Here is a 16,778-nt window from a genome sequence, read left to right as displayed (position 1 = left end):
TCTTGCGCCGCCTCAGGCCCGGCTGACTTCAGGGGGATTCTTTGCACAAGACTCTGAGGCCCTTGCCGCAGGACGGCTCTCCAATTGCGCCCGAAGCCTTGGTTGCTGCGGACAGGAATGAAGCGCCTGGCCAGCAACCTGCTCCTGTTGTGATCGAACCGCTTCACACCGCAGTCCCCGGCCGGGCGCGCCTGCGCATCGGCGGCCTGCAAGGATCCGAGCCGCTGCAGCACCTTCTCGAGCACGGGTTCACGGTTGCCCCGGACGTTCTGAGCGCGACCGCCAGCAGCCTGACCGGGAATCTGATCGTTCAATACGATCCGGCTGTCCCACTCCAGACCATCATCGACTTCGCCTCAGGACTGCTGCGGGGCGAGATTGCCCCTCCCGAAGACGATGTCTCACAAGGCGTTCAGCCCGCCGCGTGGCACGAGTGGGCGCTTGAACAAGTCCTCTCGGTGCTCGGCAGCTCACAGGACGCGGGGCTAACGGACACCGAAGTCAACGATCGTCTGGCGAGCAACGGTCCTAACGCCTTGCCACGCCTCGCGGGACGCTCGGATCTCGGCATCTTTGTTTCCCAGTTCGAGAGCTTGCCGGTCGCTCTATTGGCCGGAGCGGCCATCGTGTCCGTCGCGACTGGCGGTCTTCTCGAAGCCGCCGCGATCCTGGGTGTGGTCGCGGTGAACGGAGCCATCGGCTACCAGACCGAGAGCCGGTCAGAGCGGACTATCCAAAATCTCTCGCTTCCGGGCGCGCAGACCGCCCGAGTGGTTCGCGACGGGGAAGCCCGCGCGGTGCCGGCGGAGACCCTCGTGCCCGGCGATCTCATCCGGCTCAGCCGCGGCTCCGTCGTGCCAGCCGATGCGCGCCTGGTGAGCGCCCGTGATCTGATGGTCAGCGAGGCGACACTGACCGGCGAGAGCCTGCCGGCGGCCAAATCTGCGGAGGGGATCGCCGGCGCAAGCGTTCTGCTCGCCGAGCGCACCAACATGGTCTACCGTGGCACCATCGTGACCGGCGGCAGTGGAACGGCCATTGTCGTCGCAACCGGCAGCCAAACAGAGGTCGGCCGCATTCAGCGCCTCGTCGGCACGACGATTTCACCAGAGACGCCGATCCAGCGCCAGCTCGATGATCTCGGCCGGACACTGGTCTGGGCCACCATGGCGGCAGGCGGCGTGCTCTTCGGCATCGGCTGGCTGCGAGGCTTTGCTCTGTTTCAGATGGCCCGCTCCGCTTTGTCGCTGACGATTGCTGCCGTGCCAGAAGGGCTGCCGATGGTGGCCACCACCACCCTGGCGCTCGGGGTCGAGGACATGCGCAAGCACGGCATTCTGGCCCGCCGGCTGGACGCCGTGGAGACCTTGGCCTCGGTGCAGATGATCTGCTTCGACAAGACCGGCACGCTGACGCTCAACCAGATGTCCGTCACGGCCATGGCCCTAGGCGAACACGTCTATCGCACGCGGAACGGAGGTCTCGTTGGCCAGGATAACGCTGAGGTGAGCCCGGGTGATGACCTTCGGCTCAAGAGCATGCTGAGGGTCGCCTGCCTGTGCAGCGACACGGAGATCGAGGACAGTAACGGTCAGCTTGTTCTCAACGGCTCGGGCACGGAAAATGCCCTCGTGCGGGCAGCCCTCGACCACGGTGTGGATGCCCGTGCCTTACGGCAGGAGTTCCCGCGCCTCTCGGTGCAGCACCGCAGCGAGGCCTACCGCTTCATGGCCACCACCCATGCCAGCGGCGACAAGGTTCTGCTGGCTGTAAAGGGCAGTCCCCTGGAGGTGCTCGCCCGCTGCCGTTGGGAGGCGCGGCCCGCGGGTGGGCAACAGGAGCTGACGGCCACCCGCCTCCTCGACATCGAACATCTCAATTTGAGCATGGCTCAACAGGGTCTGCGGGTGCTTGGGTTCGCTCACGGTGAGCCCGGGTCTTCGTATTCCGATCAGGGTTTTGCGGGGATTGAGGACCTGACCTGGCTCGGCCTGATGGGCTTGGCGGACCCGGTCCGCCCGAAGGTGTCCGAGCTCATCGCCACGCTCCACCAGGCCGGCCTGCGGACCGTGATGCTCACCGGGGATCAGGGCGCGACAGCCCGTGCCGTGGCGGAGCAGATCGGACTGAACGACCGGGAGGACATCAAGGTTCTGGATGCGGGGGATTTGGAGCGCTTGGACGCGGCAGGTCTCGCAAGGGCGGCCCAGGAGACGCACGCCTTTACCCGGATGAGCCCGGCCCAGAAGCTGCAGATCGTGCATGCCCTGCAGTCATCCGGGATCGCCATCGCAATGGTGGGCGACGGGGTGAATGACGGCCCGGCTCTGCGGGCCGCCAACATCGGCATTGCCCTGCGCCAGGACGGGTCCGCGGCGGCCCGGGACGTCGCTGACATTTTCCTGGACACGGATGATCTCAACAGCCTCGCCCTGGCTATCGAGCGAAGCCGCACGATTCACACCAATATCCGCAAGGCGATCTACTATCTGCTCAGCACCAATTCGAGCGAGATCCTCCTGATGCTGATGGCCACGGCCTTGGGATCGAGCGGAGCCCTGGCACCAATGCAGCTGCTCTGGATCAACCTGATCTCGGACGTCCTGCCTGGCATCGGGCTGGCCCTGGAGCCGGCGCACGCCAACGTCATGGACCGTCCGCCGGAAGTGGCGAGCCGGTCCATCGTGCGCCGCGAGGATTTGGGCCGTCTATCGGCGCAGGCGACACTTCTCGCGGCCGGCTCGATGGCTGCCGGAGCGCTGGGCGTCGTCCGCTATGGCCTCGACTCCCCGCAAGCGCGCGCGATGACGTTCGACAGCCTCGTCATGGCCCAGTTGCTTCATGCGCTCACGTGTCGGTCTTCGTCGGGCAGCATCTTCGGCTCCGGCCAACTCCCGCCCAACCCGACGCTGTCCAAGATCCTGGTCGGATCGGCCGTGGCTCAATCGGCTGTGATGCTTCTGCCCGGCGTGCGGAGCCTCATGGGGCTAGCGCCGCTCGGGCTCGGAGACAGGCTCGTGACGCTTGCGGGAGGATTGCTGCCGTTCGCGCTTCTTGAAACGATGAAGCCCGCCGGGAAGTCCTCGGGCGCTGAATCGGAAATCCTGCACTTTTCCAGAAAGCGTAAAAGCCTTGAAGACGAACTGGGAAGCCCGCCCTCCCATATGCCGGAAGAATGCCTTGATCGATTTAGGCTGCGGCCAGGAGGCCCTCTGGTTCCTTCGGGACTGGAAGACGCGGGATCGAAGCGGTCTTCGACTTGATGAAGGCGCGCAGCAAGGCTTCAGCAAACCATGCCAGGAGCTGCAACGGCGGCTGCCTCGTCACGACCGCAACGGCAATCTTCACCAGGAAGGCCGCAAGGTCGACCTCGCCACCTGTCAATCGTTGAATGAAGGTGTCGAGGCGGGCGACGTGTCTTTCAGCCGCCGGTCGTGCACGCAGCTGGGCCGTGTCCCCGTCGAAATCGAGCTCCAGGAAAGGATTGCGCAGGACACCCAGGTCAAAGCCCGCGCGGTGCTTGATGAGGACACTGGCAGTGCGCGGATTGACCTCGATCTCCCCAATTTCGGCATGGTCGATCAGCTGCCGGCGGAGGTTCTGAAAGAACTGGGCGTTATGCCGCTGACCGGGGACTTTGATCCGCAGGCGGCCCACCGTACGATGGACGATATAGGCGCGCTGTCGCTGCTGCATGACAATGAAACTCGTCAATTCAATAGGCGAAATATGTGCAACAAGCAGCGACCCCCGCTGCTTTCGAGCGTGCTTATACGGCGATCCCACGAAGGTTTGATGACAGGCTCCCGCGTCTGCCCGCGTGGACACCAGGCTGTTGACAGAGCCCGCGCGAGAAGTGTCAGGTAAAGAGGGATGTCAACAGGAAGATCAAGCACCCTGCGCAGGCGCCGACGACGGTGCCGTTCATCCGGATATACTGAAGATCACTCCCGACCACGAGTTCGAGCCGGTCAGTGAGCGTTCGCGTATCCCAGGTTCTGACCACTTCCGCGATGAAGCCGCCAATCTCGCCACGCCAAGTGGTGAGATAGGCGGCCAGCCGCTCCAGGGCCTCATCTATGTGGCGTTGCATGACATGGTCCGACGCCAGAGTTCGGCCGACGAGGTGAAGCCCCTGCTCAAGCGCGCTGCGCATTTTGGAAGATGGCTGCGCCAAGTCGTCGAGCATGGTTTGCGAGAGTTCACCCCAGACCGAGGCAATCCAGGCCTGGACATCGGGATGGTTGAGGATCCGGTTCTTCGAGGCGTTGAGCTGCTCCCGCTGCTCGGGAGAGTTAAGAAGCTCGTCGATCAGGCCTGCCAAGGCATCGCGGAACTTCAGCCGCACGTCGCTGTCCGGCTGCGCCAGGCCCTGCAACAGATCCATGATGCCCGAGACGATGGCTGCGGCAATGCGGCGATCAATCGCCTTCGGGATCCACCATCTGCTGCGTTCCCGCACCAGGTCATCAATTTGGCTCCTGTTGTCTTCGAGCCAGCCCACCGCAATGCCAATCGCCCGCTCGAAGAGAACGTCAGCCTCCCCACTCGTGGTCGTCATCTCGATCGCGCGGCCGATGATCGGAGCGAGATCGGCCTGGCGAAGCTGCTCGCCGAGCGTGCGGTTAGCAAAATCGTGGATGTCGTGACTCTCCAGTGTGCGGATTAGGTGCGGTATGGCTGCAATGATCGTGTCCGCGATCAGGGGCGCTGTTTGCGGGGCAGCCAGCCATTCGGCAATCCGCTGTCCGGCATGCGCCTTCCTCAGTTTCGCGAGCAGGATCTCCTCGGTCAGGAAGTGTCGCTCGACAAAGCGGCCGAGCGTCCGCCCGATGCGGTCCTTGTTGTTCGGGATGATGGCCGTGTGCGGAATGCGCAGGCCCAGGGGATAACGGAAGAGGGCCGTGACGGCGAACCAGTCGGCCAAGCCGCCAACGATGCCCGCCTCAGCGCCCGAGCGGACGAGGAGCGTTCCGAAACCAGGCTCGCGGACCAGGTGGGTGGCTACATAGGTTGCTCCCATCCCAAGAAGCAGGCCTGTGGCCAGGTTGCGGTTGCGCCTCAGCCGCTGCCGGGCATTCTCCTCGTGCGAGCCGTCATCCGGCTCATAGCCGAGGCGCGACAACGCCGTTGACCGCGGAGGCTTATCCAGCTGCATGTCTCATCCATTCATCTGCAAGCCGATGAGGCGCCTTCTCAGCACAAGCATCGGATAGGGCTGCAACAGGCTCTGAGCTATGGTGCGGGCTGAATTGGCTGCTATCCTGATCTCCTTAACGTCAAAGTCGAGCATTGGTTAGGCGTCTCCATAGATGGTTACTGAAGGAGATCCAGGGATGGCGCCCATTGCAATCGTCGAGCATCAGCTGCCAGGCAGAGCCCGGCTCCGGGTCTCCTCGAAGCGGGGGGACGCGGCGTGGTTTGCGTCGGTTATTCAAGCGCTTTCGCGCCATCTGGAGATCGACGAACTGAGTGCCGATCCGCGAACCGGCAGCATCCTGATCCGGCACCAGGAGCCGGCTGACCTCCTGGAGCTTCTTGCGACCGAAACCAGTCTATTCGAAATTGCGAGCAGTCCCGATCAGGTGAATCCGATTCTCTCCAAGGACCGGACCACAGCCCCGCTTCCTGAACTCCTCGACATGACAGCCTTAGGTCTTTTCGGCTTGAGCGCCTATCAGGCAGCCCGCGGGCAAGTCGGCGGGACGGCCTTCGAACATTTTTGGAGTTCGTACGGCTCAGCTAGGATACTCAGGAGTCCCACCCTGGCCCTGGGATTTGCGGGCCTGGGCTTCTATCAGCTGATGAGAGGTCAACTGATCGGACCGGCAGCCTCCTTGTTTTACTATGCCCTCACGCTCCACCATATTGCTGGAACTGGTGGTGGCGACGGATCATTACCGCATGGGGATGGCTCAAGTCGTTCAGATCCAGTCTGATACTCAGCTGGCGCATTCGAGGAGTTGGCTCGTCCACTCGCAAGACTCAACCCCAGAATGGGAAAGAGGACGGGCTTCCGAAACAGCAGCATCAGCCAGAGCGATGCTGCACACGATGGTGCCAAGGCTGTCATGCACCTCAACCCGCCAGGGCAATGCGCTTCGGGCCATCCAACTCTCAAGCAGCACGCGGGCATCCTCAAGGGCATGCTGCCGAACTGCCGCAGGACCGACCAAAACGACCCCGACAGAATCCAGGTACAATCGGTAACCATCCGTGAGATTGAAGTAATAGCGCTGCATGTCGGCTCGACCGTTTAGAGGAGCTACCTGACAGGGATATGACACAGCTGCTTCCTTATCAGACGTGGCGACTCTGGGGCGTCTCAAGGGAGATGTTTTTGGCATCTTGGGCGGACCGAATTCTTTGGTCTGAGAATGCCAAGAGCAGCCGTTGTGCTGGGTCGTGTCGGGTCCGGCTGGATAATCGTCAGGAGCGCTCCGAATGCGTTTGCTGCATCCGTCCGTCACCGGCAACGCACAGGTAGGATATGCCATGCTCTCTCAGCAGATCCGCGACTTCAATGTCATCGACTTCGCCATCTGGCTGGTAGGTACGGCCCGCGTGGCTCTCTCCCCGGTCGAGATCGTTGCCCAAACCTGCAACCGGCTTTTGGCCGCAGGCATTCCGCTTTGGCGGGTTCGGGTCGGGCAGCGGCTGATCAATCCTCTGATCGGAGCCTGGGGGGTGATCTGGATGCGCGAAACCGGAGCCGAAGAGTACACTGTCCCCCGCAGTGTCCTGGCAACCAGTGCCTTCACCGGCAGCCCCTTCGAACATGTCATCAAGACGCGGACCCGCTTTCGCCGCTCCCTGCAAGACCTCGATCCAGCCCGGGACCATCCGGTGCTCTTCGAGCTGGCCGAGGATGGCAGCACGGATTACCTGGCCCTGCCGATCATCTATGGCGATGGCTCGGTGCAAGGGGCTGCGTTCACCACCGATGCTGCAGACGGGTTCAGCCCGGCCGCCATGACATTGATCGAGGAGCTCAGTCCCTTTTTAGCGGCGGCGCTGGAACCGGCCGCGATGCGTCGCTCAGCCGAGAGCCTGCTGCGGACCTATCTGGGCGATGGCCCGGCCGAGCGCATCGCTGCCGGCGCCATTCGCCGGGGTGATCAGGTGGCCATCGAAGCCGCCGTGCTGCTGACCGATCTGCGTGGATACACCCCTCTCTCGGAGCAATTGCCTCCCCCATGAGCTGCTGGAGCGCCTTGGCCAATACCAGGAGCTGGTGGTCACGGCCGTGCGAGCCGAGGGTGGGGACGTGCTGAAGTTCATCGGCGACGGCATCATGCGGGTCTTGAGCGAACCGCTGCCGCTGGACCACCGCCGAGATCTGCCGATCAAGTCTGGCGCAAGCATCGGCGAGCGGTTGAACAAACGTGAGCAACTCGGGCTTGGTCATCAGGTCCAGGCTGGGCATGTTCCGGGAATCCCATCTATGATCTGCCCGGCAAATCCTGTTTAAAGGCCCATGGACTCAGTGAGGTGCAAACGCGACAGCATACGAGCCTCGCAGGTCTCCGCGGGCTTGGGGACCAAAGCGAGAATGGCCATCAGCTCAGCGTTCGGTCGCTCGATGCGGCTCCGACGGAGTCGAACGTCCGGAAGGCAGCTCGCCTTGGTCCCGCTCCTGCTCGGTTTTTCGACTGCGATCGCCAACCTTGATCCGAGAGCCGCCATCACCTCTAAGCTTCAGGAATGCAGCCCGCCAGACTGGCTGTGCTGACCGCCCGGCTGTGAGATGCCGGCCATCGCGGCGCCAACCTTGGCCGCCTTGTCTTTCACCGCCAAATCACCCAGCGAGACGATGCCGACCAGGCGCTTGTCGCGGTTGAGCACCGGCAAGCGGCGGACCTTGATGTCGGCCATGTTATGCTCGACCTTGGTGGTGTCGTCATCCTCAAAGCAGTACAAGACCTCGTCCGTCATCGCCTCGCGGATCGGGGTGTCCGGCCCTCTGCCCTGGGCCACTGCCCGGACGGCAATGTCGCGATCGGTGATCATGCCGACCAAACGATCCCCCTCGCGCACCGGCAGGATGCCGGCATCCATCTCCGCCATCAGCCGAGCCGCATCCCGAATGGTCTGGGTGGGTTCGATCAGCCGCACATCGCGTGTCATGACCTCATTGATTTTCATGAGTTCCTCATGCTGTGCCCCCGACCATGCCGTTGTTGTCGTCTCTCACCGCGTCGGGCGAGTGCTTGCGTGGTACGCGCTGAGCCACGCGCGGGCACAGCGGCCTTCATCATCCATGATAGCACGGATGGGGTGCACGGTGCGCAGGCACCGTACCCAATCCCTATGGAGCTCCCCTGCCTCGCCATTCAGTCTGTATCGGATGGATGGTAGTTCGCACGTCCCACCATCCGAAGCGAGCGGCACTCTGGATCAGAGGTTTAGATGTTTGATCTCAGGGTTTGATGGTGCATCGTTGTCCCTTGAATGGAGGGATGCGCTATGGGCCAAGTTCTCCATGGGAGCGCCACAACGACAGAGGCAGTCCGTCGAGCGATACAGCATAGTCAAGCGGTAGATCGGCCGGGAGAAGCACGCCGGCATGTCCTCGACCGAGCGCACGGGTTGGTACGGAAAGCCCGCTGCCACAATAGCCGCCTCGTTGATGCAAGTGCCACCATCCTTCCTGGGAAAGGTGTGTGAGCCCTGCTTCAGCCTCCAGTTCAGGATGTGATCGAAATGGTCCATGGCCGCCAACCTTCTGGCATACCCCCGGCCGGATGGTGATCCCGTGCCGTCACCGCTGTCAATCCGCACGTCCCCGAGCTGCGTCAGCGCTTCTTCAGTGGGACCACGTTGGATCCAGCCGTGCTGGTGTCTTTGGCCGGGTTGACCTTGCTGAGGAGAGTGGGCGAGACGTTCCACCTCTGGCCGGTGGCGGTGATCACCGTCACGGTTTTCTTGTTGTAGCGCGTCAGTACGCCCTCGAGTTGCCCCTGGCCGGGAGGCTGGAAACTGACCCGGTTCCCGATCTTGAACTCCAGCATTTCCACATGAGCGCCCATCTGGTCAAGAAAGCGCACGCGCTCAACGATGCGGTGGTTGAGATCGATCGGCTCGGCCTCGGTCAGTTGGTCAATGTCGATCGTCATAACAGCGCCATTGATAAGAGCCGGGTTGAGACCATCAAGCGAATGTCTGGCCAGTGCTTCAGCGTGTCAAGGCTGTGAATCGGCCACAAGGTCGTTGCTGGTACACAGCAAGGGGGCGGCCGACGAGGATATCTTTGCCTGTCGGGAACATACGCTTTAACCGCAACACCCGGCCATGCCGCGGCTTCCGGGGAGTGCCATTTGTATGGTCCGGCCGTGCGTCGCAAGATGATGTTGGCAGATTGACGAACGTGAGAGCTGCATCAATGTATTCGGCCTCTGTGTGGAGCTATTGCTCCGGGCTGGGTCCTTCAACAATCTTGCGCATGGATGCTCCCTCTTCTTGATCGGAAATCGAGCGTGGCAAATCCTCATGATGGCGCGATCCATCGCTGCGATCGTTCCCTTAGGTGGTGTGAGGAACGCTACTGACATTCTTGGATTGATCCGACTGCCTTTGACGTTTGAATGCGGCGAGGAAGGTCGTCCTTCGTCTGTTCCCATCTCAAAGCCTCGGCATTCAATCGCGGGGCACGGCGGCAGGGCTGCGGACGCTGGTCGCCGCCAGGAGGCCTAACCGAGCCTCCCGAATGTCCTTTACCGCGCCGCCTCGCTCATGACTGGAACGGGATTGTCCGCCCGGGTTGTCGGGCCTGCTCCTTCGTATAGGAAACGCCATGGACCTTGATTCCACGAGCGTCGAGCAAGGAGATGATCCCACCCTTGTTTGACAGCTTGACGGGATCCTCCATCACAATCACCCGCGTCGAACCGGCTTCGATCGAGCCCGACAGCGAGAAGCGGTTCTTGTGTTTGTCGGCGATCTGCCATCCGGCCAGGTCGACCGCAACGTCGGCCGTGTTCAGAAGGGTGACTGTCTCGCGCTCTGGAGTCCGCACGTCGTTAACGTAGGCTGCGATAATGCGAACCAACCCATCAGGCACATCGAATGGTGGGATCCGGTTGGGGTCAACTGGTATATGGGGCAGGTTAGGGTGATCCGGATCGGGCTGCACGATAACATCGCCACTTGCGTCATCCGAATGCCAAGCCTGTGTCTGGAACTTCAGAAAGATCGCGGTCCATTGCCGTTGCCCAGGAAACTCAAAGATGAGACCGCCATCCTGCCAGGGGCCATTTTGCGCGGCAAAGCGTCCCGGCGGATTGCCTTGATTGTAATGGATGTCGTGCACCCCCCGGCCTGGCTTGAAACCGAAATACTTATCGGCCTTGTCGTTTTCGGGGCCCCACGTCTCCCCGAAGGCATAGATCATCGCCAGTTCGTCGGACATAGCCCGTTGAACATAGGCATCGATCTTCTCGTTCAGGTCATTATCCGGTCCGCTCGCCGAGAGAGGAAGTGGTCTGAACTCCCAGGGTTGAGCGACGTTCCCGCGGATAAAGTCCAGGGCAACGCCGCCTGGGCGGCTTTCGATCGGATGAAGCCCCTCCGGCAGTTCTGTCAGCATGTCGTTGATCGGATGCTCGAAGCGTGAGCGTACGAGGAACTCGACTTCGCTGCCGTCCTGCGATCTGACATTGATCGCGATCCGATGGAGTGTGCCGTTCTCGGACACGAGCACTTGGTAATGGGGACTGGCGCCCGTTGCCAGACGGTTGTTGATGGGCCGTCCCTTGAGGACGGCGTAGTTCTTCAATGGCATCGTGTGCTCCATCCGGTCGTGGTGAGAGGACGAGCCTCAGAGCGGCCAGCGCTGAGGCGGTGGACTTGCCGTCGTGGCCTCCTGGGCCAATTTCGAAGTGCTCTGAGAACGATTTCCAGAGCTCACTGAAGCGAACCGATCAGCATATGCACGATATTCGTTATGGTAAGGTGACAAGATCGGCCATGGAGGACGAGCCGTTGACCCGACCCTGTTGATTTGGCTATCATAAACCACGAGGAGTTCCCTTCGATCGCCACGATCTATGATGCAGAGGCCTTCTGGCTTCTCGGAGCTCTCCGGCCATGTCAAGAGTTCCAACGGACGTTGAATCTTCCGTGTGGGTTGCGGCTTCCAGCAGTAAAGCCTGAACGGTCCCCGCGCGGAACTCACGGGTCCGGCGAGGATCAAGATCGAATCCTTTTCCTTGACAAGCTCACGAATGCCGAGCCCGCACAAGTCGACAAAGAGCGTGCGCGTGCTCTTGATCTGGAAGTCTGGCGTTAGATTGAGAGAGACAACCACTGCGATACTGTGCACGAGTGGTCCGCGGAGATCCAAGTGCACGTGGTCGCGACTGACGGCAAGACCCTCCACATCAAAGCCATTCTCCTTACTCGGGAGTTCCAGAAACGGACTGAGATAGGCATCACTTGCCAGCTGATGACGCAGGCTACTCTCCCCTTTGAAAGGCAGTGCGACAGCGTCCGCGAGGTCACCTCCATGGTTCTTAAGCCTGATACGAGCCAGCCATTGTCGGCTCGGACGGTTGCGCAGAGCTGCGTTAAGCTCGTCATCAGCATCTGGCTCCGCCCGGACACGGCAATGAGAGCCGCAGAGCCAGAGATGCCCGTCGCAAATATCGACTGACTCGAGGCCGAGTTCATCTGCGTGGTCGGCTCTGGGAACGGCCTCGATCAGGTCATCGAGCTCAAACTGAGCGTGAAGTCGATAGCCGTCTGTGTTCTGGCGCAGACATTCCACAGTCCGACCTTCATCAGAGACCGTCCACACAGATTCACCAATGCTCGCCACTCCCGAAAGGTTAGCCAGCAGTTTCGCGGTCGCGGCCGTGCCATTGTCGAGGAGAACATTACCTGTGAGATTGAAGGTCATTTGAGAGGACCTTAGCCGGTTCATCATCGTCCCGAAGGGATACGCAGTTGCCGAACAGGCACCGTGCCGAACAGGGTTTGGATGACCCACCGCCGATGATCGTGAAGCGGGCGCGTGGCACCACATCTGCGATCCAGGGCGGCGCTCTGCTCGACCTGGTTCTCGATCATCTGGCGCTGAAGCTGCTGCAGCCGATCTTTCGCCCCAAGAGTCGAAGACCAAGGTCGTCCGGAGCGGGTGCTGACAGATCATGACGGATGATGCTGATGTCCCGGCGCTCGCGAGTTCCATCAGGCCGCCTCGCCTCGACACAAATCGCCCACTCCGCCACTGTCATTGCGCGCTCCTTGGGTACCGCCGTCAAAGTGCTCATGATTAGGTGCAAGCGTTTCCCCCAGGTTTGTTCCGTTCCCTTCCGACAAATGGTCGTATACCGGCCATCCGTCCGTCGGCGGGGCATACCCTGCGCCGAAAGCAGTCAGTTCTGCGAAAGTCGAAGCGCGCTTCGAACTTTGTGCCGAAGGTCGTTCTTCCCCAATTAGTTCTGAGCCCATCGACGAAGGGCCTGAACAAAGCATTCTGCGGCGATATCTGGCGGACCTGCGTTGGCGATCTCTTCGACATCCGGCCCGCTGATCTCGAATTCGACGCCACGCATCAATCGGCCTGACACCGCGTCCCCTGCTTCGCGGCCGCGTTTCCTCAGCCGATTGGCAAGCACCTCAGGTGGCGCGGTGACGTTCACGATCCTCAGACGAGGATATTTGCGCCGGGCCTCCGGCACGACGGCGCGCGAGCCGTTGGCGACCGCAACATGTCCTTGGGCCAGCCAATCGTCCAAATCGTTCGGGAGGCCGTAGAACAGGCCATGCGCCTGCCAATGCAACGCGAAAGCGTCCTCCTCGACATGCTGGCGGAAGACCTCCTCCGCCATGAACGCGCTGTCCTCGCCGCCGCCAGCCTGGCGGGTGATGACGCGCCGCACGAAGCGGAAACGATCGTCACGGGCAAGCTGCTCGCGCGCCAGCGTCAGCAACGTATCCTTGCCGGCGCCGCTCGGTCCGACGACCAGAACGAGCTGGCCATTTGAACTACGGTTCGCCATGACGCTACGCTCCCCTCTTAAACGGGAACCGGGAGCGGACGACGAAATCGGCACCGGGCCATTCCTGCTCGAACAGCGTCAGGGCATCGATGGCATAGTCTTCCGTCGTCAGTGCCCCGAAATGCCCCTCAAGCCGGTGCCGCACCCGAGATTGCGTCCCCGGCGAGAGCTTGTCGGTCAGCGTCATGTGGAAGCGGAAACGGTCGAACACATAAGGATAGCCCCACCGCACCAGATACGTGGTCTCAATATTGTCGAGACGATGGCTCAGGCGTCGCTGCAATTCCGCATCATTCAAGGGCGCCCGGAACGGATCGAAGGCTTCGACGATGGTCGAGGCAAACGCGCGCAGCATCGGCAGCGGTTTTGCCGGAACAAGCGCGAAGAAGCCGCTGATCAGATCAATCCGAAACCGACCGATCGGGCACGGCCGACAGGCCGCGGCAAAGCGGGACAGGGTTTCTTCGAGCTCGTCGATGTGTCGGCCGGCAGCGAGACGAAACGGCGCCTTCAGGGTCGCGTGGAAGCCGTAACGGCGGGGTTCCGTCGTGACGGACCGTGCCTCGTCGTGGATCTCCGGAGCAAGGCTGCCGCGAGCAGTCCGGAAGGCGTCTCGTCCCAGCCAAGCTTCAGCCGCTTGCGTCAAGGGATGCTCTGCGGGTGGGCTGTAGTAGATCGCGTAGCGAGGCTCGCCAGACTGACATAGGGAGACCGTTGCGACCGGTCCCGGATCGGATTGTTCGGCGTTTCTCATTTGACCGCTCCGCCGGTGAGGCCTTCGACGAACCAGCGCTGGGCGGAGAGGAAGGCGACGATGAGGGGGGCGACGACCAGGGTGGAGGCGGCCATCAGCGGGCCGTAATCGTTGCCGGCCTCCTCGTTCTTGAACGCCATGATGCCGAGCGGCGGCGGCATCAGCGCCTCGTCGCGCACCGCAATCAGCGGCCAGAACAGGCTGTTCCAGTGCCCGACCACCGAGAAGATCGCAAACGCGATGATGGCGGGAAGCGCCATCGGCACCATGATCCGCCACACGATCGCCAGCTCGGAGAGCCCGTCGAGGCGGGCGGCATGGACCACGTCGTCGGGAATGGTCTTGAAGAACTGCCGGAACAGGAAGATGCCAAACGGCGACACCACATACGGGAAGATCAATGCCGCATAGGTGTTGAGGATGCCGATCTGGTAGCCGAGGATGAACAGCGGCAGCGACAACACCTCATGCGGCAGGATGAGGGCCACCAGCACCAGGGCAAACAGCAGGCTCCGGCCGGGAAAGTCGAGCTTGGCCAGGGCATAGGCCGCCGGCGCGCAGACCAGCACCTGCAGCGCCACGATCAGGGCACAGACAAACACCCCGTTGAGCATGTAGCGCGGCAGCGGCGCCGTGGTCAGCGCCTTGGTGTAGTTCTCGAGCCCGAAGAACTGCTCGGGCCAGACGCTGAACGAGGCGCGGAAGATCTCGCCCGGCGGCTTGAGCGAGAGCGACACCATCCAGACGAACGGGATCAGGATCAGCGCACCGGTGACGAGCAGCACGGCATGGCGCAGGATGGCCGAGGGCGGTGAGAGGCGGCTCATTGGTAGTGCACCTTCTTGTCCATGACCCGAGCCTGGATCAGCGTCAGGGCGACGACAATGACGAGGAAGACCACGGCCACCGCAGCACCATAGCCGGTGCGCAGATACTCAAAGCTCTCGCGGTAGAGCGTGAACAGCAGCATCTCGGAGGCATGGCCCGGCCCGCCCTGGGTGAGGATCTGCACCGTGTCGAAGGTCTCGAAGGCTCTGAGCGCCACGACGATGAACACGAACATCGACACGGGTCCCAGCATCGGCAGGGTGACGGTGGTGAGCCGGTCGAGCCAGCGATCGGCGCCATCGATGTCGGCGGCATCATAGAGGTCCTGCGGGATCGCCTTCAGCCCGGCGAGGAACAGCACCATGGCATAGCCGAGGTTCTGCCAGATGCCGATCACGGCCAGCACCGGCAGCACCGTTCCCTCGTCGCGCAGCCAGTTGGCGCTGGGGATGCCAAGGCCGGCGAGCGTCTGGTTGACGAGCCCGATGGTGGGATGCAGCAGCGCCTCCCAGGCGATCGCCATGGCGGTCAGCGTCGCCATGAAGGGCAGGAAGTGGATGGCGCGGTAGAAGGCGCGGCAGGACTGGCCGCTTTCGATCAGCAGCGCGATCACAAGCCCGAGCACGATGGTGCCGGGCACGACGAGGGCGACATAGAGGATCGTGTTGAGGAAGGAGGCGCGAAAGCCCGCGTCGGCAAAGACCTCGTGGAAGTTGGCCAAGCCGACGAAGGACAAGGTCCTGGCGCCGAACTGCCAGTCGGTGAGCGCGATGCCCACGACGGCGAAGACCGGCAGGAAGAACAGGCCGACCAGCAGCACCAGCGCCGGGCCGGCCAGCATCCAGGCCGCCCCAGCGTCCAGGACGGCCCGCCGGCGCGCCAGCGCGGGGGCCGGCGTTCGAACACTGCCGGCGGCGGCGGGCTCGCCGGCAACGCCGGACAGGGTGAGCGGCTTGCTCATCGGGCGCGCTCCCGGATCGGCATGACGGAGGCCCCGCTGGATGCTGCCTCGCCGCGCACGCGCTGGCCGCTGCGGGTGAAGAGCAGGATCCGGTCCGGCCGGATGCCGATATGCAGCGTCTGGCCGGGGGCGATCTGCGGCGCGCGCTCGGCCAGCAGGCGGGCGATCACCGGCTCGGCCATGCCGGCCACATCGAGATGCACGTAAAGGTCGGAGCCCATATGCTCGACGAGCCGGACCGCCCCGGTGATCACCCCCGGCCCGCCGTGATCGGCGAGATGGAAGGCTTCCGGCCGGATGCCCAGGGTCAGCGGCGAACCGGGTTCGCGGCTGGCGTCGACGGCCAGCACCGTGCCGGCCACGTCGACCAGGCCCTTCTCCCGCACCACCGCTTCCAGCAGGTTGATCTTCGGCGAGCCGATGAACTCGGCCACGCGCCGGTCTTCCGGATCGGTGTAGATCTGCTGCGGCGGGGCGACCTGCAGCAACTCGCCGTCGAGCATCACGGCGACCCGGTCCGACAGCGTCATGGCCTCGGCCTGGTCGTGGGTGACGTAGACGAAGGTGACGCCGAGGCGCTGGTGCAGCTCCTTGATCTCGGCCCGCATCTGCACCCGCAGCTTGGCGTCGAGGTTGGACAGCGGCTCGTCCATCAGGAATACGGCCGGATGGCGCACCATGGCGCGGCCGACGGCGACGCGCTGGCGCTGGCCGCCGGAGAGCTGGCCGGGCTTGCGCGCGAGCAGATGGCCGATGCCGAGCGACTGGGCCGTCCGGGTGACCTCGCGGTCGATCTCGGCGGCGATCCGGGCGGTTCCGGGCACGAGGCGGCCGAGCAGCGGCAGCCTCTGGAGGGCCGAGAGCCGGCGCATCGTCAGCGGCAGCGCCATGTTGGCGGCCACCGTCAGATGCGGGTAGAGGGCGTAGGACTGGAACACCATGGCCACGTCGCGCTGCTTCGGCCGGAGGCCGTCCACCGCCCGCTCGCCGATGGCCACTGAGCCGCCCGACTGCACCTCGAGCCCGGCCAGGATCCGCAGCAGCGTCGACTTCCCGCAGCCCGAGGGTCCGAGCAGCGTCAGGAACTCGCCATCGGCAATCGACAACGACACATCGCGTAAGACAGATGTCGGGCCGAAGGATTTACTGATACTCTCAAACTTGATGCTCGCCATGTGCTGCTATCCTATGAAGCAGTTCAGATCGCAGGTGCAGACGCAGCGACCCCTTGCGA

General features: G+C 62.9%; 17 protein-coding genes and 1 pseudogene. 5 read left to right on the top strand and 13 right to left on the bottom strand.

All coding sequences use genetic code 11. The annotated features are described in order from the left end of the window. Window positions 1-41: 41 nt before the first annotated feature. On the top strand, window positions 42-3,263 hold the full coding sequence (locus JO965_RS31125; RefSeq protein WP_203444746.1) for a cation-transporting P-type ATPase: 3,222 nt from the start codon (window positions 42-44) through the stop codon (window positions 3,261-3,263). Here the strand turns inward: JO965_RS31125 and JO965_RS31120 are convergent. Then, the gene (locus JO965_RS31120) at window positions 3,190-3,696 is read right to left on the bottom strand and encodes a hypothetical protein (RefSeq protein ID WP_203444745.1); all 507 of its coding nucleotides are present in this window, start codon (window positions 3,694-3,696) and stop codon (window positions 3,190-3,192) included. The two genes, JO965_RS31125 and JO965_RS31120, sit on opposite strands and share 74 nt — an antisense overlap. 163 nt (window positions 3,697-3,859) lie before the next feature. After that, a complete protein-coding gene (locus JO965_RS31115; RefSeq protein WP_203444744.1) occupies window positions 3,860-5,158 on the bottom strand; it encodes a DUF445 domain-containing protein in 1,299 nt (432 codons plus the stop codon). 178 nt (window positions 5,159-5,336) lie between these two features. Here JO965_RS31115 and JO965_RS31110 point away from each other — a divergent pair, with 178 nt between their 5' ends. Beyond that, window positions 5,337-5,939, top strand: a complete 603-nt coding sequence (locus JO965_RS31110; protein WP_203444743.1) for a hypothetical protein — start codon at window positions 5,337-5,339, stop codon at window positions 5,937-5,939. A 3-nt stretch (window positions 5,940-5,942) separates the two neighbouring features. Here JO965_RS31110 and JO965_RS49630 read toward each other — a convergent pair whose 3' ends face one another. After that, complete coding sequence (locus tag JO965_RS49630; protein ID WP_371826914.1) at window positions 5,943-6,242, bottom strand: hypothetical protein; 300 nt, start codon at window positions 6,240-6,242, stop codon at window positions 5,943-5,945. Between the two features lie 202 nt (window positions 6,243-6,444). On the opposite strand from JO965_RS49630, the gene JO965_RS31105 reads away from it, so the two are divergent. Beyond that, a complete protein-coding gene (locus JO965_RS31105; RefSeq protein ID WP_203444742.1) occupies window positions 6,445-7,200 on the top strand; it encodes a hypothetical protein in 756 nt (251 codons plus the stop codon). A gap of 67 nt (window positions 7,201-7,267) precedes the next feature. After that, window positions 7,268-7,471 carry a hypothetical protein gene (locus tag JO965_RS31100; protein ID WP_203444741.1) on the top strand — a complete coding sequence of 68 codons (204 nt, stop codon included), beginning with the start codon at window positions 7,268-7,270 and terminating at the stop codon, window positions 7,469-7,471. A 227-nt stretch (window positions 7,472-7,698) separates the two neighbouring features. Here JO965_RS31100 and JO965_RS31095 read toward each other — a convergent pair whose 3' ends face one another. The 5 genes and pseudogenes from JO965_RS31095 to JO965_RS31080 all read right to left on the bottom strand — a co-directional run bounded on the left by JO965_RS31095 (window position 7,699) and on the right by JO965_RS31080 (window position 11,896). Next, window positions 7,699-8,145 (bottom strand): CBS domain-containing protein, encoded by a 447-nt coding sequence (locus JO965_RS31095; RefSeq protein WP_203444740.1) that lies wholly within the window; start codon window positions 8,143-8,145, stop codon window positions 7,699-7,701. 378 nt (window positions 8,146-8,523) lie between these two features. Further along, window positions 8,524-8,712, bottom strand: a pseudogene (locus tag JO965_RS48350) (hypothetical protein); the annotation flags it as partial. An 83-nt stretch (window positions 8,713-8,795) separates the two neighbouring features. Continuing rightward, entirely contained in the window at window positions 8,796-9,116 is a 321-nt protein-coding gene (locus JO965_RS31090; RefSeq protein ID WP_203444739.1) for a hypothetical protein, read from the bottom strand. A gap of 614 nt (window positions 9,117-9,730) precedes the next feature. Further along, entirely contained in the window at window positions 9,731-10,780 is a 1,050-nt protein-coding gene (locus JO965_RS31085; RefSeq protein ID WP_203444738.1) for a DUF2278 family protein, read from the bottom strand. Window positions 10,781-10,816: 36 nt separating this feature from the next. Further along, window positions 10,817-11,896, bottom strand: a complete 1,080-nt coding sequence (locus JO965_RS31080; protein WP_203444737.1) for a DUF3616 domain-containing protein — start codon at window positions 11,894-11,896, stop codon at window positions 10,817-10,819. Between the two features lie 47 nt (window positions 11,897-11,943). Between JO965_RS31080 and JO965_RS31075 the strand changes: the two genes are divergently transcribed. Next, the gene (locus JO965_RS31075) at window positions 11,944-12,150 is read left to right on the top strand and encodes a hypothetical protein (RefSeq protein WP_203444736.1); all 207 of its coding nucleotides are present in this window, start codon (window positions 11,944-11,946) and stop codon (window positions 12,148-12,150) included. Between the two features lie 284 nt (window positions 12,151-12,434). Here JO965_RS31075 and phnN read toward each other — a convergent pair whose 3' ends face one another. The 5 genes from phnN to JO965_RS31050 form a co-directional block, all read right to left on the bottom strand. Then, a complete protein-coding gene (phnN, locus tag JO965_RS31070; RefSeq protein WP_203444735.1) occupies window positions 12,435-13,001 on the bottom strand; it encodes a phosphonate metabolism protein/1,5-bisphosphokinase (PRPP-forming) PhnN in 567 nt (188 codons plus the stop codon). A 4-nt stretch (window positions 13,002-13,005) separates the two neighbouring features. Then, complete coding sequence (locus tag JO965_RS31065) at window positions 13,006-13,755, bottom strand: DUF1045 domain-containing protein (protein ID WP_203444734.1); 750 nt, start codon at window positions 13,753-13,755, stop codon at window positions 13,006-13,008. Next, window positions 13,752-14,582 carry a carbohydrate ABC transporter permease gene (locus JO965_RS31060; protein WP_203444733.1) on the bottom strand — a complete coding sequence of 277 codons (831 nt, stop codon included), beginning with the start codon at window positions 14,580-14,582 and terminating at the stop codon, window positions 13,752-13,754. The genes JO965_RS31065 and JO965_RS31060 overlap by 4 nt, the downstream gene beginning before the upstream one ends. Next, on the bottom strand, window positions 14,579-15,424 hold the full coding sequence (locus JO965_RS31055) for a carbohydrate ABC transporter permease (protein WP_246777069.1): 846 nt from the start codon (window positions 15,422-15,424) through the stop codon (window positions 14,579-14,581). Before JO965_RS31055 ends, JO965_RS31060 begins: the two co-directional genes overlap by 4 nt. A 116-nt stretch (window positions 15,425-15,540) precedes the next feature. Beyond that, window positions 15,541-16,719: an ABC transporter ATP-binding protein gene (locus tag JO965_RS31050; RefSeq protein WP_203444731.1), complete on the bottom strand. Its 1,179-nt coding sequence runs from the start codon at window positions 16,717-16,719 to the stop codon at window positions 15,541-15,543. Window positions 16,720-16,778 lie beyond the last annotated feature (59 nt).

Origin of the sequence: Microvirga sp. VF16, assembly GCF_016864375.1 — a bacterium.
Classification (GTDB): Bacteria; Pseudomonadota; Alphaproteobacteria; order Rhizobiales; family Beijerinckiaceae; genus Microvirga.
The sequence above is the reverse complement of the archived record's forward strand: the minus strand, read 5'-3'. Positions and strand labels throughout refer to the sequence as shown.

Coding starts and splice junctions, on each gene's coding strand:
- JO965_RS31120 (WP_203444745.1), bottom strand. CDS start 3,696: ATGCAGCAGCGACAGCGCGCCTATATCGTCCATCGTACGGTGGGCCGC.
- JO965_RS31110 (WP_203444743.1), top strand. CDS start 5,337: ATGGCGCCCATTGCAATCGTCGAGCATCAGCTGCCAGGCAGAGCCCGG.
- JO965_RS31085 (WP_203444738.1), bottom strand. CDS start 10,780: ATGCCATTGAAGAACTACGCCGTCCTCAAGGGACGGCCCATCAACAAC.
- JO965_RS31050 (WP_203444731.1), bottom strand. CDS start 16,719: ATGGCGAGCATCAAGTTTGAGAGTATCAGTAAATCCTTCGGCCCGACA.
- JO965_RS31065 (WP_203444734.1), bottom strand. CDS start 13,755: ATGAGAAACGCCGAACAATCCGATCCGGGACCGGTCGCAACGGTCTCC.
- JO965_RS31115 (WP_203444744.1), bottom strand. CDS start 5,158: ATGCAGCTGGATAAGCCTCCGCGGTCAACGGCGTTGTCGCGCCTCGGC.
- phnN (WP_203444735.1), bottom strand. CDS start 13,001: ATGGCGAACCGTAGTTCAAATGGCCAGCTCGTTCTGGTCGTCGGACCG.
- JO965_RS31055 (WP_246777069.1), bottom strand. CDS start 15,424: ATGCTGGCCGGCCCGGCGCTGGTGCTGCTGGTCGGCCTGTTCTTCCTG.
- JO965_RS31060 (WP_203444733.1), bottom strand. CDS start 14,582: ATGAGCCGCCTCTCACCGCCCTCGGCCATCCTGCGCCATGCCGTGCTG.
- JO965_RS31080 (WP_203444737.1), bottom strand. CDS start 11,896: ATGACCTTCAATCTCACAGGTAATGTTCTCCTCGACAATGGCACGGCC.
- JO965_RS31090 (WP_203444739.1), bottom strand. CDS start 9,116: ATGACGATCGACATTGACCAACTGACCGAGGCCGAGCCGATCGATCTC.
- JO965_RS31105 (WP_203444742.1), top strand. CDS start 6,445: ATGCGTTTGCTGCATCCGTCCGTCACCGGCAACGCACAGGTAGGATAT.
- JO965_RS49630 (WP_371826914.1), bottom strand. CDS start 6,242: ATGCAGCGCTATTACTTCAATCTCACGGATGGTTACCGATTGTACCTG.
- JO965_RS31095 (WP_203444740.1), bottom strand. CDS start 8,145: ATGAAAATCAATGAGGTCATGACACGCGATGTGCGGCTGATCGAACCC.